The sequence below is a fragment of the Streptomyces sp. AK010 genome, from assembly GCF_014207295.1.
GTDB lineage: Bacteria > Actinomycetota > Actinomycetes > Streptomycetales > Streptomycetaceae > Streptomyces > Streptomyces massasporeus.
Window position 1 is genome coordinate 340,643 of the sequence record NZ_JACHCX010000007.1, and the last position, 21,007, is coordinate 361,649.

Consider the following 21,007-nt stretch of genomic DNA (forward strand, 5'->3'; position numbering starts at 1 on the left):
GACAATGCAGCAGGCATCGGCCACCGACCCGGCTCCCGGGCGCCGCCCCGAGCTGGTCCCTGACCCTGATGTGGAGGCGGCCCGTATCGCGGCGGTGCGCCGCTACGACATCCTCGACACTCCGCCCGACGGGGCGTTCGACCGGGTGGCGGCGATGGCCGCCCGGCTCTTCGACGTGCCGGTGGCCACCGTTACGATCGTGGACACCGACCGCATCTGGTTCAAGGCCGCCCACGGTCTGGAGGGTGTCGCGGAGATCGGCCGTGATCCGGGCCTGTGCGGCTCGGCGATCCTCCGCGATGACACGATGGTCATCCCGGACACTCTCAAAGACCCCGTTGCAGCGGACAATCCGCTGGTTGCCGGGGATATGGGGGTGCGCTTCTACGCCGCCGCACCGATCATCACCCCGGAGGGCCACCGGCTGGGCACGGTCAACGTCCTCGACACCCGGCCGCGCTCGATCACCGAGTCGGACACCGCCACTCTTGCCGATCTCGCCGCGATCGTGCTGGACGAGATGGAGTTGCGGCTGTCGGCGCTGCGCGCGCTGCGCGACGAGCAGGCCCGCCGGGAGGCGGAGAGGCGGCACGCCGAGGCGGAACGGGCGGCACGGGAGAAGGCGGAGCAGGACAAGGCCGCCATCGCCGCGTTCGCCTCCACCCTCCAGCGCACCTTGCTCCCCCCGGCCCTGCCCGTGGTGCCGGGCCTGGAACTGGCCTGCCACTACCGCACCGCCTCCACGCACGACGTGGGCGGCGACTTCTACGATGTCTTCCCCCTCACCGGCGGCCGGTGGGCGTTCGTCCTCGGTGACGTGTGCGGCAAAGGACCCGAGGCGGCGACCGTCACCGCCCTGGCCCGCCACACTCTGCGCACCGCGGCCCAGATCAACGCCAACCCCGTCACCGTGCTGAGCGCGCTCAACACCATGCTGCTTACCGACGTCACCGCCGGCCGCCGCTTCTGCACCGTCCTCTTCGGCCTCCTGGAGCCGTACGAGGACGGCGGGTTCACCGTCACCGTCGCCACCGGCGGCCACCCGCCGGCCTACCACGTGCGCGCCGACGGCAGCGGCGCCATCGGGGTGCGATCCGTACACCCCAAGGGCGGCATGCTCGTCGGCGCCTTCCCGCAGGCGCCCTTCTCCCAGACCACGTTCTCCCTGACAGCCGGGGAGAGCCTGTTCCTCTACACCGACGGGCTGATCGAAGCCCGCACCACCGAGGGCGCCATGCTCGGCGAGGACGGCCTGACCGGCTTCCTCCACCAGCGCACCGGGCCCGTCACCGCCCCCTCCCTGGTCGAGGACAGCATCACCCTGCTGGCCTCGCTGCCCGACGGAGCCGGCGACGACGTGGCTCTGCTGGCCCTGTCCGTCCCCCGCCCTGACACCACACCCGACGGTGGTGTCGCCGCCACCGCCCACACCGCCGCCGCGCCCGAACACTTCGGCCAGGAGTGACGACCGACTTGCCCGACACGCTGCACCTGACTGTCCAGCACCCTCGTCCCGACCTCGCGATCGCCTCAGTCGCCGGGGACGTGGACACGCGCACCGCGGACACCCTGCGCCGCGAAGCCTCCGGAGTCATCGAGCGAGGGTGTCCGCACCTGGTTCTGGACCTGTCAGGGGTCGGCTTCTGCGACTCCGCCGGCCTCAGCGCGCTCATCGGCCTCTGGCACGCCACCCAGTCGGTGGGCGGCGTAATCGGGCTCGTGGACGTCCCCGACCGCCTGATGCGGATGCTCGTCCTCACCGGTGTCGACGCGGTCCTGCCGGTCCATGCCACCGCCGCAGAGGCAGTTACCGCCATGACCGACAGCCGATCGACCAGCACCGGCGAGCACGGCTCGATCACCGGTGCCTCCACACGGGGCGGGACCGGTGAACCGACCAGGGTGGAGCCCTTGGCCTGCGACAGCGCGCACAACCCCGCTGCCGACCTGAGCTGATCGCGGCGGCCTGCCAGAGGGTTCGTACCAGCGAGCGGGACCGGCCCTCCAAAGGCGTTCGGCGCCGGTCATGTGCCGGGCGCCCCAGGGCATCTCGCCGATCACCCGCAGGTGATCGGGGCGGCAGCCGCGCTCGCCGCCCTCGCTCTGACCGGCCGGGGTCCACGTCTGGCACGTGTACGCCGCCGCGTTCGCTGTGGGCCTCGCGACCGTGCTCGCCAACCCCGCACGCCAGTCCTTCCTCTCCGAACTGGTCGGCCCGGAACTGCTGCGGAGCGCGGTCGGCCTCAGCTCCCGCGCACTTCCAGTCCGCCCGGCTGATCGGTCCGGCCGTCGCGGCCCGCTGATCACGGGTGTCGGCACGGGGTGGGAGTTCCTCCTCAACGGCATCTCCTTCGCCGCGCCGCTGACCTGTATGAGCGCTGACGCGGCGCCGCGAACTGCACACCGTCGAGCGCGCCCCGCGCGGGAAGGGACAGCTGCGCGAGGGCCTGCGGTACGCCGCCGGTCCCCCCGACCTGGTCTGGCCCATCGTCTTGGTCGGCTCCTTCGGGACCTTCGCCCTCAAGGCGGGCAAGGGAGCCGACCTGCCCGCGTGACCGGCGTCCGCCCCGCCGGGGGAACGGACGCTCGATCTCCTTCGGCCACGTCCTGGGCGCCGTACTCACCGTCCGGTCCAGACCATCGGCCCGGCCCGGCCGCATCAGCCGACGGCATCCAGGGCGGCGTCCAGTCGGGCGGTGGCGTCGTCGGCGACGGGCTTGAGGGCGTCGAGGCCGGTGAGCGTGACCATGGTGCCCGGGTCGAGGGCCTGGACGAGCGTGGTGGCGCCGTCTCGGCGGATGACGACGTTGCAGGGCAGGAGCAGGCCGATGCTGCGGTCGGCTTCCAGGGCCTGGTGCGCGAGCGGCGGGTTGCAGGCGCCGAGGATCAGGTAGCCCTCCATGTCGTGGCCGAGCTTGGCCTTGAGGGTGGCCTTGACGTCGATCTCGGTGAGGATGCCGAAGCCCTGATCGGCCAGGGCCTTGCGTACGGCGGTCACGGCGGTGTCGAAGTCGGTGTCGAGGCGGACGGTGCGGTCGTAGGACACGGACACTCCCATCGTGTGGAACGACTGATTCCTCTATACCCCGCCGGGTACCCGCGAGGGACCAGCGGATGCCTTGAGGCGGGCGCCTTCCACCATGGAATACCCCCACGGGTATCCCTGTTAGGGTAGATGTCCAATACCCCCCGGGGTACGCCGTCCGAGAGGAGTCATGAGCCGTGTTCTTTGTCGACACCCTGACATTCGAGGGCCTGGGCAACCGCAGCTATCTGGCCGGCGGACCCAGTGCCGCGGTGGTCGTCGACCCGCCGCGCGACATCGACCAGGTCATCGCCGCAGCGGCCCGCCGCGGGGTGCGCATCGCCTTCGTGGCCGAGACCCACGTGCACAACGACTACGTCACCGGCGGCCTGGAGCTGGCCCGCGTGACCGGCGCTCAGTACCTCGTGCCTACCGGGGCACACGTGTCCTTCGACCGGACCCCTGTCGCCGACGGCGACACCGTGACCGTGGACGAGGGCCTGGTGCTGCGCGCCATCGCCACTCCCGGGCACACCCCGCACCACACCTCCTACGCCCTCGCGGAGAACGGGCGCGGTGTGGCGGCGTTCACCGGCGGGTCGCTGCTGATCGGCACTGTGGGCCGTCCCGATCTGGTCGAGCCGCGGCTGACCGAGCAGCTGGCCCGGGCCCAGCACGCCTCCGCTCACCGGCTGGCCGACGAGCTCGACGACGAAGTGCAGGTGCTGCCCACCCACGGGTTCGGCAGCTTCTGCTCCTCCTCCCAGGCCGAGGGGGACGCGACCACGATCGGCAAGGAGCGCGAGACCAATGACGCGCTGACCCTGGACGTGGACGCCTTCGTCGCCCAGATGCTCGACGGCCTGGACGACGTACCCGCCTACTACGCGCACATGGGTCCGGCCAACGCCGCGGGCCCCGCACCGGTCAACCTCACCCCGCCCGAGCGTGCGGACGCCGAGGAGATCGCCTCCCGGCTGGCCGCGGGCGAGTGGGTGGTCGACCTGCGCAGCCGGATGGCCTTCGCCGAGGGGCACGTGGCCGGATCGTTCAACTTCGAGGGCGAGGGCAAGCTCGCCACCTACCTGGCCTGGCTGATCCCGTGGGGCAAGCCCGTCACCCTGCTCGCCGACACCCCGGAGCAGATCGCCGACGCACAGCGGGAGCTGGCGCGGGTGGGCATCGACCGCCCGGCCGCCGCCGCCACCGGCGACCCGGCCGGCTGGGTCCGCGAGGGCGAACGGCTCGTTTCCTTCCCCCGCGCCCGCTTCGCCGACCTTGCCGGTGTCCGTGAGCGAGGGGACGAGGTGGTCGTGCTGGACGTGCGCCGGGGCTCCGAGCGTGCGGGTGGCTACATCGACGGTTCGGTCCACATCCCGATCCACGAGCTGCACGGCCGCATCGCCGAAGTACCGCCCGGAACGGTCTGGGTGCACTGCGCCGGCGGGATGCGCGCGGCGATCGCCGCCTCCCTGCTCGACGCCGCCGGCCGCGATGTGGTCGCCGTCGACGACGGCTTCGACGCCGCGAAGGATGCCGGACTGTCCCTGACCTCCGGCTGATCCCCGGCCGTTCCCCACAAGGAAGGAAACGTGTGATGTTCCTCTTTCGCCGAAACGGGCCGCGCGTCACGGTCGACGAGGCACGCAGCCGCACCGGCGGCGATCTGCCCGACGCGGTCCTGCTCGACGTGCGTGAGAAGCGCGAATGGACCGCCGGCCATGCCCCGGGCGCCGTCCACGTGCCGCTGACGAAGCTGGTCGCCGACGGCGTCCTGCCGGCCGAGGCGCAGGGGCGACCGCTGGTGGTGATCTGCCGCAGCGGACACCGCTCCCAGCGGGCGGCCAGGCTCCTCCTCGATCGCGGAGCGCAGGCGGTCGACGTCGAGGGCGGCATGAACGCGTGGGCCGCCGCCGGACATCCGGTCGTCGACGAGCGCGGGAACAGCGGCCGGATAGCGTGACCGTACTCGTTCTCGCCCTCGTCGCCGGGGCCGTCATCGGTCTCGCCCTCGGAGCCCTCGGCGGCGGTGGCAGCGTCCTCGCCGTACCGGCACTGATCTACCTGCTCGGCTTCACCCCGGCCGCCGCCACCACCGCCAGCCTGATCATCGTCACCGCCACCTCCGTCACCGCCCTGTACGCACACACCCGTGACGGAAACGTGGCATGGAAGACGGGCGCGCTGTTCGCCGCTGCGGGCATCGTCCCCGCCTTCCTCGCCGGCACCGTCGCCGGGCGCCTACCCGAAGCGGTGCTGACATCGGCGTTCGCGGTCATCGCCGCGCTGGCGGCCCTGCGTATGCTGCGGCCGTCCGCGTCCGAGCCGCCGGACCGCATCCGTCCCGGCAAGGCGGCCGGCGCCGGTGCCGGGCTGGGCGCCGTGACGGGCTTTCTGGGAGTCGGTGGGGGGTTTCTCGCCGTGCCCGCCCTGGTGGGCGTCCTGGGACTGGCCATGCGGCGGGCGGTGGGCACCAGCCTGCTCGTCATCACGGTCAACTCGCTGGCCGCGCTCGTCGCTCGCACCGGCACCGGTGGCGGGCTCCACTGGGAGATCATCGGCCCCTTCACCGGAGCCGCGATCCTCGGCGCCTGGGACGGCAAGCGGCTCGCGGCGAGGTTCTCCGGCGCCACCCTCCAGATGATCTTCGCCGTCGTCCTGCTGGCGGTGGCGGCCTTCATGCTCGTCGACGTGATCGTCTGAACACGAGGGGCGCCGACTGCTCAGGGCAACGACCGGGAGAGCCGCTCGGGCCGACCGCGCGTCTAAGGGCCGCCTGCAAGTCCGGTGCCCTTCAGAACAAGCTCCACCACCATCCGACACACAAGGAGACCTCTGCCATGGCCACACCCACCACCCTCGCCACCGACGAGGCGCGTACCCGCCTGCACGAGCTGACCGTCATCGACGTGCGCACACCGGGCGAATACGCCGGCGGCCACCTCCCCGGCGCGCTCAACATCCCCCTTGACCACATCCAGCGCGCGCTGCCCGACATCCGGTACGCCGCCGACCGCGGTGACGTCCTGGTCGTCTGCGCCTCGGGCGCACGCTCCGAGAACGCCGGCCGCATCCTCGCGGAGAACGGCGTCTCCGCAGCCACCCTCGCGGGAGGCACCGGCGCCTGGGCGGCCGAGGGTCACGAGCTCCACCGCCCCAAGGGCGCCTCGCGCGCCACCTGGGGCATGGAACGGCAGGTGAGGCTCACGGCAGGAGTGATCGTGCTGCTCGGGCTGCTGCTCGGGCTCGTCGTCCACCCCGCCTTCCAGCTGCTCTCCGCCGGCATCGCGGGCGGTCTGGTCTTCTCCGCCCTGACCAACACCTGCGGCATGGCCGCCCTGCTCGCCAAACTGCCCCACAACCGCCCCCGCGCCACCGACCTCGGCAACACGCTGGCCGCACTGCGCAACCGATGAGCCACGCTCAAAGGGGAGGGGTCCGGAGCCGGAACCCTCCCCGTTGGCCGCATGCCCAGGCATGCGGCCAACGGCCCGCTACCCGTGCGCGGACGTCTCCTCTTCCGGTGTCGGCTGTGGCTGGCGCCTTCGCGCCGGCCGGAACAGCATCAGCAGTGCGACCAGCGCTGAACTCACCGGCGTTGCGTTCACGCGGGTTGCTGTAGGCGACGTCGTGGAACTCCCAGAACTTCTTCTGCTGCCCGGCCGCCCAGCCGGCGAGCGCGGCCTGCTCGGACTCCTCGCCGAACACGGAGAAGTTGCGCCACTCGATACGCAGGAGGCCCTTGTCGACGTACGAGCGCAGCAGCTCGGGCTCGGTCTTGCGGGCGAACTGGCCACAGAACGCGCACTGGAAGTCGGAGTACTCGATCATCACCACCGGGGCGTCCGCCCGCCCTACGGCCAGGACACGGGCCGCCGTCGGCTCCCGCCTGCCGGTTGGCCCGGCGGACCCCACCCTCGCGCTGTTGGCCGTGGCCGCCTTCGTGTCGATCATCACCCCACCCGACCAGCCGGGCGGGTGGTCGAGCGCCACGGATCAAGCCAGGGAAAGGAACAGCTTCTCCAGCCGCGTACGCATCTGCTCCCGGTCGCCGGAGGCAGCCATGTCCGCATCGGTCAGGCAGTGCTGCAGGCCGGTGGCGATGATCGCGAAACCTGCCTTGTCCAGAGCCCGGGACGCCGCCGCAAGTTGCGTGACCACATCCTCGCAGTCCCGCCCCTCCTCGATCATCTTGATCACACCTGCGATCTGTCCCTGTGCCCGGCGCAGCCGGTTGACCACAGTCTTCAGCTCCTCAGCCGCCATCGCGAGTTCCACAGTCCACTCCTTCGAAATACCCCCACGGGTACCCTATCGAATGGGAAACCTCAGCGCGCCACAGGATATTTCCCCATCGCCTCCCTCATATCGAACGCCCTGGTCAGGCGCATCCCCCGGGCCGCACCCGCACCTTGTTCGCCACACCTACCGAGGGCGCGAACAGGTTCACGGTGTGATGGTCCGGCCACGGCACATGTCCGCGGCAGTGGTGTCGTCGGTGGCGCCGGCAGGTGGAGCCAGACCGGCCAGGAGGGCGTCCGCCGGCGTTTTCGGGATCCGCGCTCCGATGGCGGTCGAGGCGCTCGGCTCGCCGGGCCAGACCGGTATCGATGTCCTCGCGGCGGCGAAGATCCGCGCCCCCCGCAAGGCCAGTTCGTGCCGAGCCTGGCCCGGATGCGCTCCGCGAGTCCTTCGCCGAACGCCGTGATCGTCCACACCGCTTCGTTCGGCGGCTCACCTGCCGCTGAAGGTTCTGGAGGCCCTTGAGCGGCGTTGTGATCCTCCTGCGCGGGTTCGGCGCGCACCAGGTGTCGCAAGGGCAGCTCGGTGTGCCCGGGCCGCCCTCGGGGTCCATTGTCAGCAGCAGTCGCGACACTTGCCGCAACCGCAGGCTGCTGCGGTGCTCGGCGGGGACGTGAGTGGTGGGCGTACAGCAGCCCTTCCCCTGCCAGGCATCGCGGCCTTCCTTGACGGCGATCACGGCGATGACGAGGGCCGCGACCGGGTCGGCCCAGGACCAGCCGAGCAGCAGGTTGGCCAGCAGGCCGACCAGGAGCACGGCGGAAAGGTAGGTGCACAGCAGGGTCTGCTTGGACTCGGCGACTGCGGAGGCGGAGCAGAGCTCACGACCGGCCCCGCGTTGGGCTGCCGAGAGGAAGGGCATGATCGCCAGTGAGAGAAGCGGCGAGGACGATGCCCGGAATCGAGTGGTCGGCCTCGCCGGTGTCGGTCAACGCGCGGACCGCATCGACGGTGACGACGTAGCCCGCGAGCGCGAAGAACGATACGGCGATGATCCGCAGGGTGCGCTGCTCGCGGGCCTCGCGGGCGACGGGATCGCGGGCGGAGAACTGCCAGGCGACCGCTGTGGCGGACGAGACCTCGATGACGGAGTCGAGGCCGAAGCCGACCAGGGCGGTCGACGAGGCAAGGGCGCCGGCGGTGATCGCGACTACGGCTTCGATGACGTTGTAGGCGATGGTCGCGGCGACGAGCAGGCGTATGCGCCGGGTGAGCCGGTCACGGCGGGCAGGACTGAGGCCGAGGGACATCGCGGTCATTCAGCAGCAGCCCTACTTGTCCGCATCCGGGCAGGCCTTGTCCGTCTCGACGGAGACGACGGCCGCCCTCAGGTCGTCGAACGCGTGCCCCAGGCGCTCGTCGGCGAACCATTCAGGGATGGATAGATCCTGGGTGGGCCACCTCGGTGACGAAGGCGTTGCCCTGCCCTGCCGGGAGTCCGGCGCGGCCCGCGGTGCCGACGGCTGACCGGCGGTCAGGCCGAGGCATCCTGCGAGCGCGCGGCGCCCAGGCGGGCGCGGAGGGTGGCGGCGAAGTCCTCGGCGCGGGTCAGCTGGGTGCGCAGTTCCTCAATCTTGCGGCTGGCGTCCCTCTCGTAGTCGCGCACCCGCTCCAGGAGTGCCTCGCACTCGGCACCGTCGGCTGTCTCTGCATGGTCGAGCCGTTCGACGGCGTCGAGGAGGTCGCGCATCTGCTCCAGGGTGAAGCCCAGCGGCTTCATGCGGCGGATGACCATGAGCCGCTGCACGTCGGACTCCGTGTAGAGGCGGAATCCGCCCTGGGAGCGGGCGGAGGGGATGACCAGGCCGGTCTCCTCGTAGTGCCGGATGGTCCGCAGGGACAGCTCCGTCCGCGCGGCGACCTCGCCGATCTGCATGTGCTTGGCGTCCACGCCGGTACCTCTGGCCCTTCCCCTCGTGGCGGGGCCACGTCCCGTGCGACTCCGCCACCCCTACTCTAACGTTAGGGTAGAGTCATCGGCGGTGAGGGCGACTCCGCTGCCCCGCTGCTGCCGTTCGGGGTCGATGGCGCCCCCGGCAAGGATCCGATTTCCGCAGGAGAGAGCGTGCGCGAGCCCATGACGCCGATCGCCGCCGCCTGCCCGCCGTGATACTTCACTCCCGGATGTGAGCCGCCCGGCCGCCCGTGCACGCCGCCCCGCCTCACGTCCCTCCTCGACTTCAGGCCCGCTCCGCGGGCCGTCCGCGGGGCACCGGCCCGGCCCTCGCGCGTCCTTCCCGCACGCCCCACTGACCGTACGGGCGTGCCCGAGCACGACAGGTACGCATCTCCTTGTCTTCTGCTGCTGTGACTCCCGCCGCGCGGCTGCGCGGCCTCAAGCCGGACTGGCTGAACAACCCGAAGGTCTGGCGCACTGAGGTCCTCGCCGGCCTGGTCGTCGCCCTTGCGCTGATCCCCGAAGCGATCTCCTTCTCGATCATCGCCGGGGTCGACCCCGCGATCGGCCTGTTCGCCTCGTTCACGATGGCCGTGGTCATCTCGATCGTCGGCGGCCGACGCGCGATGATCTCCGCCGCCACCGGCGCCGTCGCCCTCGTGATCGCCCCCCTGAACCGTGAGCACGGCCTGGGCTACCTGATCGCCGCCGTCATCCTCGCCGGAGTCATCCAAGTCATGCTCGGCGCGCTCGGGGTGGCGAAGCTGATGCGTTTCGTGCCGCGCTCCGTGATGGTCGGGTTCGTCAACGCCCTGGCGATCCTGATCTTCATGGCCCAGGTGCCGGAGCTGCACGACGTGCCCTGGCCGGTGTACCCGCTGATCATCGGCGGCCTCGCGCTGATGGTGTTCTTCCCGAAGGTCACCAAGGTGATCCCGGCCCCGCTCGTCTCGATCGTCATCCTCACCGCCATCACGATCGCGGCCGGTATCGCGGTACCGACCGTAGGCGACAAGGGCGCCCTGCCGTCCTCCCTTCCCGTTCCCGGCCTGCCGGACGTGCCGTTCACCCTGGACACCCTGACGACGATCGCCCCGTACGGGTTCGCGATGGCGCTGGTCGGCCTGATGGAGTCCCTGATGACCGCCAAGCTGGTCGACGACATCACCGACACCCACTCCTCCAAGACCCGCGAGTCCATCGGCCAGGGCATCGCCAACATCGTCACCGGCTTCTTCGGCGGCATGGGGGGCTGCGCCATGATCGGCCAGACCATGATCAACGTGAAGGTGTCCGGTGCCCGCACCCGACTGTCCACCTTCCTCGCCGGCTCCTTCCTGATGGTGCTGTGCATCGCCTTCGGCCCGGTCGTCTCCGACATCCCCATGGCCGCACTGGTCGCCGTCATGGTCATGGTCTCCTTCGCGACCTTCGACTGGCACTCCATCGCGCCCAAGACCCTCAAGCGGATGCCCGCAGGGGAGATCGCCGTGATGGTCGTCACCGTGACCGCGGTGGTCGCCACCCACAACCTCGCCATCGGCGTCGTCATCGGCACGATCACCGCCATGGTCGTCTTCGCCAGGCGCGTGGCCCACCTCGCCCAGGTCACCGCCGTCACCGACCCCGACGGCAGCACGGTCGTCTACCAAGTCACGGGTGAGCTGTTCTTCGCCTCCTCCAACGACCTCGTCGGCCAGTTCGACTACGCGAACGACCCCGAGAAGGTCGTGGTCGACCTCTCCTCCGCCCACATCTGGGACGCCTCCTCCGTCGCCGCCCTCGACGCGATCGAGACCAAGTACAAGCAGCGCGGCAAGACGGTGGAGATCACCGGCCTGAACGACCTCAGCGCCGAGCTCCACGGCAAGCTCACCGGCGAACTCGCCGGCAGCCACTGACGCTCGCGCCACACCTCCGCGGCACGGGATCCCGGCCCACCAGGCCGGAATCCGCTCATCTCGCCCTGACGCTCTGCTCCGGTGGAGGGCCGCGGTAGGTGCCGAAGGTCGACAGATCGCCCTCCGGGTCCTGCACCGTGCACACGTACGCCGCGACGCCCGGGCCGAACCGGGTCTCGTGCGGCGCTTCGAGAACCACGCCGCCGGCGTCGACCACGGGTTTCGTCACCCTCCGTCCCATCCGTCAAGGCGTCTCGCCGTCTGCGGAAGGACCTGGCATCTCGTTCTGTGCAGGGGGTGGCCCAGGTGAGGGCGGAAACAGGAAGTCCTCCCACGCGTCCAGCGCGAACATCATGGCGGCGAGCGCAACCGGCACCAGCAGAGCTATCACGATCACGCTGCCTCCCACCGGAGCTGTGATCACGGGTGCTTGCGGAGAAGAGGATTCCTATCGGCCTGTCCCCAGCATCGTCCGAATGGGTTAGGGCTGCTCGTTCGCCCCATGGTTGCGTGGGCCATCCGAGTGACCCTGCGAGTGGTTCGCGGCCCCTACGCGCGCCGATCACGGCCCCTGTCGTCCATCTGGCCTCAGCCGCGCAGGACCGATCGAGACGCAGTGCTCCTTGATGTCGCGCATGGTGGCGATCGCGTTCCGTACGCACCCTGCAGCGGGCCTTCGCGAGTCTGGACGAGTCGTTCAGCGCCTACATCCGCCGCCGACGCCTCACCCCACACCGGAGATGCTGAGCTGTGATCCGGAGGGCGTACGCGCGCTCGGCGGCGTCACCCGTTGCCCGAGCCGCCCGGGCGCTGGGCGCCCGCGACGGTGGTCGGGAACCGGCCGTCTCAGAGGACAGCGGTCCCCGCGGGCGGGCCCCGAGAGGTGATCGTTGACGCGAGGAGCAGCCGGAGCGGCAGGCGGGCCGCGCGGCTGCGGCGAGCGCGGATGCGCGGGCGGTGCGGTGGCGCGGGCAGACTGAGCGGCAACAGGAGCGGTGCTGCGAGCCATCCGGCGACGGCCCGCAGCATGCGGAAGGCCGCGCGTTCACCGTGTGCGAGCCACAGGCCGCACAGCAGTGCGGCCAGCAGGTGGGCGGCGAGCATGCCCGTGGAGGACATCCCGCCCATGGTGTGTCCCGTCGCCGGCAGGGAGTCCATGGAACTCATGGCGTGCGTGGAGTCCATCGACCGCATGGGGGGACCGCCGTGGGCCATGGAGTCCATGGTGTGCCCCATGTGAGCCGTCGACGCCATGTGGTCCAGTGACGGCCGAGTTCGCGGGGGCCGGGGCGGTGGCGCTGCTGTGGGCCGCCCGGGAGCGCGGGACAGGCGTGCGGTCATGAGTGCGCGCACGAACGAGAGTTCGCGCCCGCCGGAGGAACGCAGGGCGCCACTCGGGCTGACCACGGCTCCCGCGTGGGCCGCCCCGGCCCTCGCCTCCCTCCTGGACCGGGTCGCCGTCACCCGCGCCGGGACCGGCGGTCGGTTCCCCCTCTACGCGGACCCGGACAGCGGTACCTGGACAACGACCGCGCGCGGCTCCTGGACCGGCGGCTTCTGGGCGGGGCTGCTGTGGCTGCGCGCCCGGGGCTCTGGGGACCCCTCCGACCGTGAGGCCGCACGGGCGTGCACGGCCCGGCTGGCCGACTGGGCCGAGGCGGACACCGCCACCCGCGGACTGATCTTCTGGTACGGCACCGCCCTCGCCGACGACGACCTGGATCTGCGATACCGGGCGGCCCGGGCCTGCCTGGACGACTTCGACCCGGAACTGGGCCTGGTGCCGTGGGGCTCGGCGTTCGGAGGGCCGCGGCTGCTGGCCCGCGTCGACGGTGTGCCCGGCATGGTACCGTTGCTGGCCACCGTCGATGCGGAGGCGGCCCGCTCCCATCTGCGGCTCCATGTCGACCTGTACCTGAGAGAACGGCTGCCCCGCTGGTCGTGGCAGCACACCCAAGGGGCCGGCTGGACCGCTCGTGCCGATCCGCCGCCGGGCTGGAGCCGGGGACCTGCGTGGCTGCTGCTCGCCCTCGCCGAGGCGGCGCGTCTGCCGGGCGGCGACGAATTCTCCGGGTACGTCGACGCGTTGATGCCCAGCCATCTCGTGCCACCGGCCGACGCCGCGCACCCCGGCGGCCCTCGCGACACCTCGGCGGCCGCCGTCACCGCCCTGGCGCTGCTCCGGCTGGGTTTCCGGGACCGTGCCGTCGCCGTCCTCGAAGAGCTGGCCGGCGGCCATCTGACGCCCGACGGCCGTCTCCTGGACGGCTGTTACGACCTGACGGCCGGAACAGCCGTCCGACACGAACTCGTCTGGGGCGACTTCTTCATGGCGTACGCCCTGGCGGTGCTCACGGGCCACGTGAGCACCGATGTCGGTTAGGCGGGAGCCGTACGCAGCACGCGCCGCGCCACCGACGTGATGTGCAGCTCCTCCGGGCCGTCGAGGATGCGGGCCGCGCGGCCGGTGCGGAAGAGGGCCGGCAGCGCGGTGTCCGGGCCGAGGCCCGCCGCGCCGTGGACCTGGATGGCCGCGTCGGCCACCAGGTGCAGCGTGCGCGCCGCGGCGACCTTGGCCAGGCCGACGTCCACATGGGCATCGCCGCGCGCGTCCAGCCGGGACACGGCCTCGTGGACGAGAGGCCGCGTCGTGCGCAGCGCGAGCAGCGACTCGAAGACACTGATGGGCGAGCGGCTCGCGGCCTGCGTCGTGCCGCGGGAGGACGCGGCGCTCACGCTGGGGACGTTGGGCGCCCATCTCGACACTCGTGGCCTGGAGCGTCGCAAGCACCCTGAACGGCTCCTGATACTGGCGGAGTTGCCGCTGACCCCGGCCGGCAAGCCGGACCGGGCGGCGCTGCGGGAACGGTGCACCACCGACGCGGAGGAGAAGCGCCCCCTGGCATCGGCGGGCTGACTCGGGAGTGTGCGCAAAGGCCGCCCGGGGAAATCCCTGGGCGGCCCTTTGCGTCCCGCCTGCTGCGGCTGCTCAGGAAGCGGTCATCGCCGTCTCCACCGCCTTCGCCGCGTTCTTGTAGACGGCTCGGAGATCCAGGTCCCTGGCCGGGTAGTTGACGATCTCCACCTGGCGCGCTCCGGAGTCCGGCAGCACCTTGCCGGCCGTCATGTGCGCGTTGTCGAGGACCAGTTGCGGCTTCTTCTCCGACAGGTCGGACAGTTGCCCGGCCGTCACCGCTTCGGGGCCGTAGGTACCGACCACGTTCGCCCCGGCCAGCTTCGCCGACCACGTCGAGAAGACCTGGGCGACGGCGGTGGGCGCCTTGCCGTCCGGCCAGGCGGCCTTCAGGTCCTTCTGCAGCGTGCGGTACTCGGTGTCGAAGGACTCGACCCACTCGGCGGCGGCGCCCTCGGTGCCGAACAGTTTGCCCAGCCGGGTCACCTCGGCCTTGGCCTTGTCGGGGTCGTTGTCGAGGTTGACCTCGACCAACTCGCCGTCGGAGCCGGCCGCCTCCTTGAACTTCGCCGCGTACGGCTCGAAGGGCGCGTACAGCACGAAGTCGGCGCCCGCCACGGCCGCCAGGTCGGAGGGCTTCGGGTCGTAGTCGGGCGCGTGTTGAACCGACTCGGGCACGATGACCTTGACGTCCTTCGCTCCGGCCACCTTGGCGAAGGCGCCCTCCCAGCTTGTGGTGGCGACGACGACAGGAACGGCGTTCTTCCCCTTCGCGTCCGCGTCGGACGAGGAGGACGACGGCTCGTTCTCGCTGCCGCAGCCGGTGGCCGCCAGCAGGAGGGCCGCGCCGGCGCTCAGTGCGAGGAGGGAAGTGATGCGGACGCGGGTGCGCGCCATGAGCTGATTCTCCGTTCAGGAACGAGATGGACAGCGAGGGCGACCACGCCGGCGGTCAGGACGAGGACGGGCCCGGGCGGCCAGTCGAAGCGGAGCGCGACGAGGAACCCGGTCAGGTTCACGACGACTCCGATACCGACGGCCCAGGCGGTGATGGACAACAGGGAACGGCCGAGCCGCCGCGCGCGAGCGCGGGCAGCAGCGTCAGCGCGTCGACGAGGAGAGCACCGGTGAGCTTGATGGCTCCGGCGGCCGCCACGGCGACCAGGACCAGCAGCAGGAGGGTGAGCCGCTCGACGCGCACGCCCGAGGACAGGGCGAGCTCACGGTCGTAGAGGAGGAGCGCGATGTCCCTGCGGCGCCACCAGAACAGGACCGGTACGACAACGGCGAGGGCTGCGACCAGCCACAGGTCGGCGGGGCCGACCGAGAGAATGGATCCCACAGCAGCGCGAAGGAGCCCGCCGCGTTGACGCCTGAGACGGCGAGCACGAGGAGCGCGGCCGCGATCGCCAGGCTCATCAGCAGGCCCATGGCGCCGGACAGGCCGTCCGGGGTGCGGGCCAGAGGCGCGACTCCGGCCCCGGCGAGCGCGCACGCCACCAGCGCGCACAGCATCGGATCGAGTCCGGTCAGCAGACCGACGGCTATGCCGAGGAGCGCGACGTGCATCATCGCGAACCGCACCGGCATGATGCCGAGTCCGACGATGACGACGCCGATCACCGGCAGGCCGACAGCCGCCACCAGCAGGGCGAGGCCCGCGCGCTGGACGGGCACCAGCTGGAGCAGCTGGCCGATGTCGGCCGCGGCCAGGATGCTCACCGGACCTCACGAAGCCGGCCGGCGGCCATCTCCAGAACCCGGTCGCACCGCTCGGCCAGGGCCCGGTCGTGTGTGACGACCACGACGGTCACCGGCAGGGAGAGCAGGAGGTCCGCCGCCTCCACCTGTCCGGAGAAGTCGAGTGCGGCAGTGGGTTCGTCGGCCAGCAGCACGCCCGCACCGGCCGCCACGCAGCCGACCGCCCGCGTCAGGTACATGCGCTGCAGCTGGCCGCCGGACAGCGTGTGCAGCGGCCGGTCGACCAGGTGCCCGGCACCGAGCTTGTCCGCCGCCTCGGCCGCCTCGCTCCGGGCCCCTCCGCTGGCCAGCAACTCACCGCCCAGCAGCGGAAACCGGCCGGTCGCCGGTTTCTGCGGGATCCACGCGCACGACCGGCGCCGCCAGGCCCACTCGGCCGCGCTCCTGGTGTCCCGACCGCCCACCAGGATCCTCCCGGCGATATGCCGGTGCAGGCCCAGAACGGCCCGCAGCAGCGTGGTCTTGCCCGAACCGTCGGTGCCGGTCAGCGCCACCCGCTGCCCGGGCGCGATGTCGAGATCGACGTCGCGCACGGCCTCGACCCGGCCGTGCCGGCACACGACGTCGGACATCCGGACGTCCAGCCCTTCCATGCCACCTCCCCGCCTCCTCACAGCAGTCGGAGGGGAGAGGCGGTTGGTTCCCGCCCGGCGGTGACAACCCGAGCGGGTGACGCGGGCCACCCTGGTGTGGTTCGTGTACAGCGCGGTCGAGCTGCGGTGCATGGCCCAGGAGGCGGGGTTCGGTCGGGTGGAGGTCTTCGGCGGTCTCGACGGCCGCCGTTACGACGAGAACGCCGAGCGGCTGGTGCTGTGGGCGGTCCGCGACGACTGATCGGGGGGGGTACGGGGGCGTGCGCAGAGGTCCGCACGTCCTTTTGACCTGTACTGGGCGGATCGTAGTATCAGCGGGTCATCGCCGCGACGGGAGACAGGAAGCCGGTGCGAATCCGGCACGGTCCCGTCCCGACTCAGCCTTTCACAATCTGGCGGACACGCGGGCGTCAGCCCGAGAACACGTCACCGGAACGACCGGAGCGGCCTCCCTCGAAGTGGCCACCAACAGGCCCGGCCCGTCGTCGAGGCCGTTCGCGAGCACACCGCCGGCCTGGCCTGCGTCAGCCGGTTGGTCTCAGGGCGCCGGACGGTGCTCTCAACCAGGAGCAGAGAGGCGGCAGGAACGCACGACGGCGACCACACATGCGGACACCAGCCAGGCCACCCAGCCGCCGAGTTCGCTCAGGGCGTCCAGAGCAGACCCCGCTCCCTCAGCACCACGCGGCGACACCCGTCCCTCGACGTCGTACACAACGGTGATCGCGTCACCGGGCCGGGTGGTCCGCTCGCAGCCGCGCCAGATGCGGACCTTCACCGGGACGCCGTTCCGGTCTGTCACCGAGCAGAGGTAGCGGCCGCCCCTCTGGGCATCGGCGGGGCCGCCTTCGACCGAGGTTACGACAACGGGCTCCGCACGCCCCCGCTCCGCCAGCACGAAACCCGCCGCGGCCTGGGGCGCCTGGAAGGCAAGGGTGGCTGCGAGCACCGCTACGGCACCGACCAGCGCACGGCCTGCCCGCTCCCCGCAGAGGTGCACGACGAGCAGGGCGGCGCACACCAGACCGCCCTCGCCTGCGGCCAGCCCGGTGATCCCGTACCAGGCACCTGCGACTGTAGTGCCAACAATGGCGACCGCTGCCAGGCATCCGGCCAGGACTCCCTTCACGGTCAGCCGGAGCGGTGGCAGCCCGACGAACTCGGACGGCCCCCACACGGTGCTGCGCATATGCGTCATCAAGTGCGGTTTCGCCGCGGCGGCGGAGTGGCTGCCACGCCGCATGTGCCACCCCTTTCCGCGTCGCGTCGGGCTCCGCCATCCTGGCGCGCGCGGGACCGCACCGCACCGCCTGGTGCCGGACGGACCCGCAGGGTCCACATTGCCGGGATCCGGCAGCAGGGGCGGAACCGCTCTCCCGATTTCCTTGCATTATGCAAAACGGAGGGCAGGCGGAGCAGAGAGGCCGGGTGCACGTCAGGCGTCGCCGGCGACGGGCACATCCATCGCCCACCCCAGCGGGTGCGACTCCGTGTCGTCCTGGGCCGGAGCGAGAGGCTCTCCCCCTGCCTCGTTGAAGGCGGCCAGCGCTTCGATGAGAGCCAGTCGCTGTGTCGGAGTGAGTCGCTCCACGATCTCGGCGATCGCGCCGCGGCGGCGGGCGGTGACGTCCGCGACCGTGCGGCGGCCTTCCTCCGTGAGCTGGAGCAGTGTTTCGCGACGGTTGCCGGGGTTGGGTTGCCGGTCGGCGAGCCCGGCGGCGATCAGCCGGTCGACCATCCGCATGGCCGTGGAGGGGGCGACCCGGAGCAGGTCGGCGAGTGTGACGAGCTTGGTGGCGCCGCGCGTGGACAGCACCACGAGCATTCTGAACTGCGGCAGCGTCACCCGTTCCTCGACAGCGGCGAGGGAGCGCGCGGAGACCCCCACCAGCAGGCGGGACGCGGTCAGCACCGACCGGGTCACCACGTCCACGTCATCCATCGTCCCCGCGGGGGTCTCACGCTCCGGCATGCGTCCTTTCTACCGTGCGGACCTTCCTGCTCCCTCACCTGACGGCAACCGATCTTCCTTCCCCATGACCGCCTCCGTGACCGCGGTAGCGCAGCAGGAGCATCGCGGCGTCGTCGTGCGGCGGTCCGACGGAGTGCTGGGCGAGATCCGCCCGCAGGGCCTCCAGGGCCCGGTGCGCGTCCGGGTCCTTCAGCAGGTGCGCCCGCTCACCCACGGGGTAGAAGCGGCCCTCCTCGTCCCGGGCCTCGGTGACGCCGTCGGTGTACAGCAGCAGCTGCTCGCCCGGGGCGAAGCCCACCCGATAGGGCTTCGGGTCCTCGCTTCCGTGCGCCCCGAGGCCCAACGGCAGCGCGAAGGAGTTCGGTTGCGGGAAGTCGACCGTGCCGTCCCCGCGCACGATCATCGGGGCCGGGTGCCCGTAGTTGAGGAAGACCACCTCGTGAGCCGCGCCGATCTCGGCGAGGACCGCGGTGACGAACTTCTCCCCTTCCAGTTCCCGGGCCACACTCCGCTCCAGGCGGTCGCCCAGACCCGACAGATCGGCCTCGTCGTACGCCGCCTCGCGGAAGGCACCCAGCACAACGGCCGCCGTCTCCACCGCGGCCAGGCCCTTGCCCTGGACGTCTCCGACGATGACCCGCACGCCGTGCGGGGAGGACACCACTTCGTACAGGTCCCCGCCGATCCGGGCCTCGGCGACCGCCGAGGTGTAGGACACCGCGGCGTGCAGCGGACCCGCCGTCAACGGCACCGGCCGCAGCAGCACCCGCTGGGCGACCTCCGCGATCGACCGAACGCTGGCCAGCTCCGCCTCCCGGTGCGAGCGCATCACCGCGGCCGCGACGCCCACACCGGTGACGCCGGCCACGGAGGCCAACGCGGTGTAGCCCCGGCGCCCGTCGAACAGCCCGTCGTACAGCCCGAGCGCGACGCACAGCACGAGGGCCGCGAGCCCGAACCAGGCCGTACGGCGCCACCCGCCGACCAGCCCGGCGAAGGCCGGCCCCAGAGAGACCAGCGGCAGGAACCCGACACCCGGCCCCGCAACGATGTCCGTCACCGCGACCACCGCCATCACCACGACCGGCATGCAGGACAGCAGCGTCCAGTCGGACGGCGGCTTCCGGTCGGTCATGCGGCACTCCTGCGATGTCGTGGCTGTCGAGAGCCGCCGGCCATCCCCGCAGGCGCCCCTCCCCCACCTTTAGACTATGCAAAGGTGGCTTCCACGCCAGGGCCCCCGCCCAGGGGTCTTTACCCAATCGAGTCCGAGAGACGACATTCCCGACACGTGGAGGGTCCGGCCATGACCGACAAAGACACCACCCACCGCCGCCCCAGACCTCCCACCGGGTGGCGACGCCTGGCCCTGCGCCTGCCGCTTCTGCTCTACCGCACCGGACTCGGCCCCCTCTTCGGAAAGCGGCTCCTTCTGCTGCACCACACCGGCCGGGTCTCCGACCTCGACCGCATGACGGTTCTCGAGGTCGTGTCCTTCGACCCGGCGAAGCCGAGTTGGACGGTCGCCGCCGGCTTCGGCCCGCGGGCCGACTGGTATCTGAACCTCTGCGCCCAGCCGAAGACCCTGATCCGATTCGGAAACCGTCCGCACGCGGTCACCGCGCACTTCCTGCCACCCGAGGCCGGAGCCGAGATCATGGCCGACCACGCGCGCCGGCACCCTCGCACCGCCCGCCGACTGTGCGCGTTCATGCGTCTTCCTGTTGACGGCGGCGAGGCGTCGTTCCGCGAGGCGGGACGGGCCATTCCCTTCGTACGACTCGCAGCCGCGGGCGGGCCCGACCGGGACGCACCCGGACAGTCGTGATCGGGAAATCCCGCAGCAACCCTGGCGATCACATTTTGCACTATGCAATGATCGGCGACCGGGGGTCGGCCGAAGGCCGATCGGCACAGGACAACCCTCCGGCCGTCGGCCGGCCCCCTCACAGGATGCGGCAGCCTCCGGCCACGAGACCCCTCCCAGAAGGAAAAGGGCGTGAACACCCCAGATCCAGACAGACCAAGAACAGCGCACGACCCGGATGCCACGCTGTCCGGCGCCGGTGACGTCTGGCTGAAGTTCCTTGCGGACAACGAGCGCGCCATCCGCGAGTCCGCCCCCAGGGAGCCCTCCGCGCAGGAACGGGCTGCCGCTCGACCACCCCGTCGTCTCGATACCCACCGGCAGAACCCGAGCCGTCCGCGTCCGGGTCGCACGCCGGCCGGCAGCAGGACGGAGGCCGTGGGTGAGCTGTGGCAGCCCGTCGACCCACGTCCGGCCTGGCGAGACCTCGACGGCCCCGCCAGGCTCCGCCGAACCGGCCGTGTGATCGGGACGGCAGCAGCCATCGGCCTGGCCCTCGGGGCCTGGTCCCTGCTGTCCACCACGGCGGGTGCCCCGAGCGGCGATCCGGGCGGCAGTACCGTCCAGGAGGTCGAGGAAGCGCCGGGCGCCATCCCCACGACCAGCCCAGGGTCCAGTGCCGTCGTGCCGACACCGACCGCTCCCATCGGGTGAAGGAGCCTCACCTTTCCAGAACCCGGCAACCAACGGCGCACCGGCATGCACATCAAGAACATGTCAATGCCACGTCAAAGACGTGTAAGGTTCCCAGCGGTGTGCCGGGAAGTCTGGTCGG

21 protein-coding genes and 7 pseudogenes are annotated in these 21,007 nt (G+C 71.4%); 13 read left to right on the forward strand and 15 right to left on the reverse strand.

The window, feature by feature from the left end:
• Positions 1-4 precede the first annotated feature (4 nt).
• From HDC93_RS16830 to HDC93_RS38395, 3 genes and pseudogenes are all read left to right on the forward strand, one after another.
• Positions 5-1,465: a PP2C family protein-serine/threonine phosphatase gene (locus HDC93_RS16830; RefSeq protein WP_185011592.1), complete on the forward strand. Its 1,461-nt coding sequence runs from the start codon at positions 5-7 to the stop codon at positions 1,463-1,465.
• A gap of 8 nt (positions 1,466-1,473) precedes the next feature.
• A complete protein-coding gene (locus HDC93_RS16835; protein ID WP_185011595.1) occupies positions 1,474-1,956 on the forward strand; it encodes an STAS domain-containing protein in 483 nt (160 codons plus the stop codon).
• 126 nt (positions 1,957-2,082) lie between these two features.
• Positions 2,083-2,516: pseudogene (locus tag HDC93_RS38395) on the forward strand (MFS transporter); the annotation flags it as partial.
• A gap of 143 nt (positions 2,517-2,659) precedes the next feature.
• Here HDC93_RS38395 and HDC93_RS16840 read toward each other — a convergent pair.
• Entirely contained in the window at positions 2,660-3,046 is a 387-nt protein-coding gene (locus HDC93_RS16840; protein ID WP_185011596.1) for a DUF302 domain-containing protein, read from the reverse strand.
• Between the two features lie 176 nt (positions 3,047-3,222).
• Here HDC93_RS16840 and HDC93_RS16845 point away from each other — a divergent pair, with 176 nt between their 5' ends.
• The 4 genes from HDC93_RS16845 to HDC93_RS16860 all read left to right on the forward strand — a co-directional run bounded on the left by HDC93_RS16845 (position 3,223) and on the right by HDC93_RS16860 (position 6,441).
• The gene (locus tag HDC93_RS16845; RefSeq protein WP_185011598.1) at positions 3,223-4,587 is read left to right on the forward strand and encodes an MBL fold metallo-hydrolase; all 1,365 of its coding nucleotides are present in this window, start codon (positions 3,223-3,225) and stop codon (positions 4,585-4,587) included.
• 35 nt (positions 4,588-4,622) lie between these two features.
• Positions 4,623-4,988 (forward strand): rhodanese-like domain-containing protein, encoded by a 366-nt coding sequence (locus HDC93_RS16850; RefSeq protein ID WP_185011600.1) that lies wholly within the window; start codon positions 4,623-4,625, stop codon positions 4,986-4,988.
• Positions 4,985-5,728 (forward strand): sulfite exporter TauE/SafE family protein, encoded by a 744-nt coding sequence (locus HDC93_RS16855; protein WP_185011602.1) that lies wholly within the window; start codon positions 4,985-4,987, stop codon positions 5,726-5,728. The genes HDC93_RS16850 and HDC93_RS16855 overlap by 4 nt, the downstream gene beginning before the upstream one ends.
• A 137-nt stretch (positions 5,729-5,865) precedes the next feature.
• The gene (locus tag HDC93_RS16860; protein WP_185011604.1) at positions 5,866-6,441 is read left to right on the forward strand and encodes a rhodanese-like domain-containing protein; all 576 of its coding nucleotides are present in this window, start codon (positions 5,866-5,868) and stop codon (positions 6,439-6,441) included.
• A 166-nt stretch (positions 6,442-6,607) separates the two neighbouring features.
• On the opposite strand, the pseudogene HDC93_RS38400 reads toward HDC93_RS16860, so the two are convergent.
• The 5 genes and pseudogenes from HDC93_RS38400 to HDC93_RS16880 form a co-directional block, all read right to left on the reverse strand.
• Positions 6,608-6,901: pseudogene (locus HDC93_RS38400) on the reverse strand (DsbA family protein); the annotation flags it as partial.
• Positions 6,902-7,021: 120 nt separating this feature from the next.
• Positions 7,022-7,303, reverse strand: a complete 282-nt coding sequence (locus HDC93_RS16870) for a metal-sensitive transcriptional regulator (RefSeq protein WP_010358257.1) — start codon at positions 7,301-7,303, stop codon at positions 7,022-7,024.
• A 579-nt stretch (positions 7,304-7,882) separates the two neighbouring features.
• A pseudogene (locus tag HDC93_RS16875) lies at positions 7,883-8,586 on the reverse strand (cation transporter).
• Between the two features lie 12 nt (positions 8,587-8,598).
• Positions 8,599-8,691, reverse strand: a pseudogene (locus HDC93_RS38405) (transcriptional regulator); the annotation flags it as partial.
• 110 nt (positions 8,692-8,801) lie between these two features.
• Positions 8,802-9,218, reverse strand: a complete 417-nt coding sequence (locus HDC93_RS16880) for a MerR family transcriptional regulator (protein WP_185011607.1) — start codon at positions 9,216-9,218, stop codon at positions 8,802-8,804.
• 401 nt (positions 9,219-9,619) lie between these two features.
• Here HDC93_RS16880 and HDC93_RS16885 point away from each other — a divergent pair, with 401 nt between their 5' ends.
• Complete coding sequence (locus HDC93_RS16885; RefSeq protein WP_185011609.1) at positions 9,620-11,125, forward strand: SulP family inorganic anion transporter; 1,506 nt, start codon at positions 9,620-9,622, stop codon at positions 11,123-11,125.
• Positions 11,126-11,180: 55 nt separating this feature from the next.
• On the opposite strand, the gene HDC93_RS16890 is transcribed toward HDC93_RS16885, so the two are convergent.
• Together HDC93_RS16890 and HDC93_RS16895 are read right to left on the reverse strand one after the other, a co-directional pair.
• Positions 11,181-11,354, reverse strand: coding sequence for a hypothetical protein (locus tag HDC93_RS16890; protein ID WP_260419596.1), 174 nt, complete (start codon positions 11,352-11,354; stop codon positions 11,181-11,183).
• A gap of 617 nt (positions 11,355-11,971) precedes the next feature.
• Positions 11,972-12,379 (reverse strand): hypothetical protein, encoded by a 408-nt coding sequence (locus HDC93_RS16895; protein ID WP_398985318.1) that lies wholly within the window; start codon positions 12,377-12,379, stop codon positions 11,972-11,974.
• 85 nt (positions 12,380-12,464) lie between these two features.
• On the opposite strand from HDC93_RS16895, the gene HDC93_RS16900 reads away from it, so the two are divergent.
• Positions 12,465-13,508 (forward strand): sugar ABC transporter permease, encoded by a 1,044-nt coding sequence (locus HDC93_RS16900; RefSeq protein WP_185011611.1) that lies wholly within the window; start codon positions 12,465-12,467, stop codon positions 13,506-13,508.
• On the opposite strand, the pseudogene HDC93_RS16905 reads toward HDC93_RS16900, so the two are convergent.
• Positions 13,505-13,804: pseudogene (locus HDC93_RS16905) on the reverse strand (acyl-CoA dehydrogenase family protein); the annotation flags it as partial. The gene HDC93_RS16900 and the pseudogene HDC93_RS16905 sit on opposite strands and share 4 nt — an antisense overlap.
• Position 13,805: 1 nt before the next feature.
• Between HDC93_RS16905 and HDC93_RS16910 the strand changes: the two are divergent.
• Positions 13,806-14,042, forward strand: a pseudogene (locus HDC93_RS16910) (long-chain fatty acid--CoA ligase); the annotation flags it as partial.
• Positions 14,043-14,114: 72 nt separating this feature from the next.
• On the opposite strand, the gene HDC93_RS16915 reads toward HDC93_RS16910, so the two are convergent.
• The 3 genes and pseudogenes from HDC93_RS16915 to HDC93_RS16925 all read right to left on the reverse strand — a co-directional run bounded on the left by HDC93_RS16915 (position 14,115) and on the right by HDC93_RS16925 (position 16,393).
• Positions 14,115-14,936, reverse strand: coding sequence for a metal ABC transporter solute-binding protein, Zn/Mn family (locus tag HDC93_RS16915; protein ID WP_185011613.1), 822 nt, complete (start codon positions 14,934-14,936; stop codon positions 14,115-14,117).
• A pseudogene (locus tag HDC93_RS16920) lies at positions 14,894-15,761 on the reverse strand (metal ABC transporter permease). The gene HDC93_RS16915 and the pseudogene HDC93_RS16920 overlap by 43 nt, the downstream one beginning before the upstream one ends.
• Positions 15,758-16,393, reverse strand: coding sequence for an ABC transporter ATP-binding protein (locus HDC93_RS16925; protein WP_185011615.1), 636 nt, complete (start codon positions 16,391-16,393; stop codon positions 15,758-15,760). Before HDC93_RS16925 ends, HDC93_RS16920 begins: the two are co-directional and overlap by 4 nt.
• A gap of 76 nt (positions 16,394-16,469) precedes the next feature.
• On the opposite strand from HDC93_RS16925, the gene HDC93_RS16930 reads away from it, so the two are divergent.
• Positions 16,470-16,634 (forward strand): hypothetical protein, encoded by a 165-nt coding sequence (locus HDC93_RS16930; RefSeq protein ID WP_260419597.1) that lies wholly within the window; start codon positions 16,470-16,472, stop codon positions 16,632-16,634.
• Positions 16,635-16,952: 318 nt separating this feature from the next.
• Here the strand turns inward: HDC93_RS16930 and HDC93_RS16935 are convergent, their stop codons facing one another.
• From HDC93_RS16935 to HDC93_RS16945, 3 genes are all read right to left on the reverse strand, one after another.
• Positions 16,953-17,582, reverse strand: coding sequence for a hypothetical protein (locus HDC93_RS16935; protein WP_260419598.1), 630 nt, complete (start codon positions 17,580-17,582; stop codon positions 16,953-16,955).
• 246 nt (positions 17,583-17,828) lie between these two features.
• The gene (locus tag HDC93_RS16940; RefSeq protein WP_185011617.1) at positions 17,829-18,365 is read right to left on the reverse strand and encodes a MarR family winged helix-turn-helix transcriptional regulator; all 537 of its coding nucleotides are present in this window, start codon (positions 18,363-18,365) and stop codon (positions 17,829-17,831) included.
• 34 nt (positions 18,366-18,399) lie between these two features.
• Positions 18,400-19,500 carry a PP2C family protein-serine/threonine phosphatase gene (locus tag HDC93_RS16945; protein WP_185011619.1) on the reverse strand — a complete coding sequence of 367 codons (1,101 nt, stop codon included), beginning with the start codon at positions 19,498-19,500 and terminating at the stop codon, positions 18,400-18,402.
• A 171-nt stretch (positions 19,501-19,671) separates the two neighbouring features.
• On the opposite strand from HDC93_RS16945, the gene HDC93_RS16950 reads away from it, so the two are divergent.
• Positions 19,672-20,193, forward strand: a complete 522-nt coding sequence (locus HDC93_RS16950) for a nitroreductase family deazaflavin-dependent oxidoreductase (RefSeq protein WP_185011621.1) — start codon at positions 19,672-19,674, stop codon at positions 20,191-20,193.
• A gap of 417 nt (positions 20,194-20,610) precedes the next feature.
• The gene (locus tag HDC93_RS16955) at positions 20,611-20,886 is read left to right on the forward strand and encodes a hypothetical protein (protein WP_185011623.1); all 276 of its coding nucleotides are present in this window, start codon (positions 20,611-20,613) and stop codon (positions 20,884-20,886) included.
• Positions 20,887-21,007 lie beyond the last annotated feature (121 nt).

Coding starts and splice junctions, on each gene's coding strand:
- HDC93_RS16830 (WP_185011592.1), top strand. CDS start 5: ATGCAGCAGGCATCGGCCACCGACCCGGCTCCCGGGCGCCGCCCCGAG.
- HDC93_RS16950 (WP_185011621.1), top strand. CDS start 19,672: ATGACCGACAAAGACACCACCCACCGCCGCCCCAGACCTCCCACCGGG.
- HDC93_RS16900 (WP_185011611.1), top strand. CDS start 12,465: ATGAGTGCGCGCACGAACGAGAGTTCGCGCCCGCCGGAGGAACGCAGG.
- HDC93_RS16850 (WP_185011600.1), top strand. CDS start 4,623: ATGTTCCTCTTTCGCCGAAACGGGCCGCGCGTCACGGTCGACGAGGCA.
- HDC93_RS16940 (WP_185011617.1), bottom strand. CDS start 18,365: ATGCCGGAGCGTGAGACCCCCGCGGGGACGATGGATGACGTGGACGTG.
- HDC93_RS16860 (WP_185011604.1), top strand. CDS start 5,866: ATGGCCACACCCACCACCCTCGCCACCGACGAGGCGCGTACCCGCCTG.
- HDC93_RS16945 (WP_185011619.1), bottom strand. CDS start 19,500: ATGACCGACCGGAAGCCGCCGTCCGACTGGACGCTGCTGTCCTGCATG.
- HDC93_RS16935 (WP_260419598.1), bottom strand. CDS start 17,582: ATGCGCAGCACCGTGTGGGGGCCGTCCGAGTTCGTCGGGCTGCCACCG.
- HDC93_RS16895 (WP_398985318.1), bottom strand. CDS start 12,379: ATGGCGTCGACGGCTCACATGGGGCACACCATGGACTCCATGGCCCAC.
- HDC93_RS16925 (WP_185011615.1), bottom strand. CDS start 16,393: ATGGAAGGGCTGGACGTCCGGATGTCCGACGTCGTGTGCCGGCACGGC.
- HDC93_RS16915 (WP_185011613.1), bottom strand. CDS start 14,936: ATGGCGCGCACCCGCGTCCGCATCACTTCCCTCCTCGCACTGAGCGCC.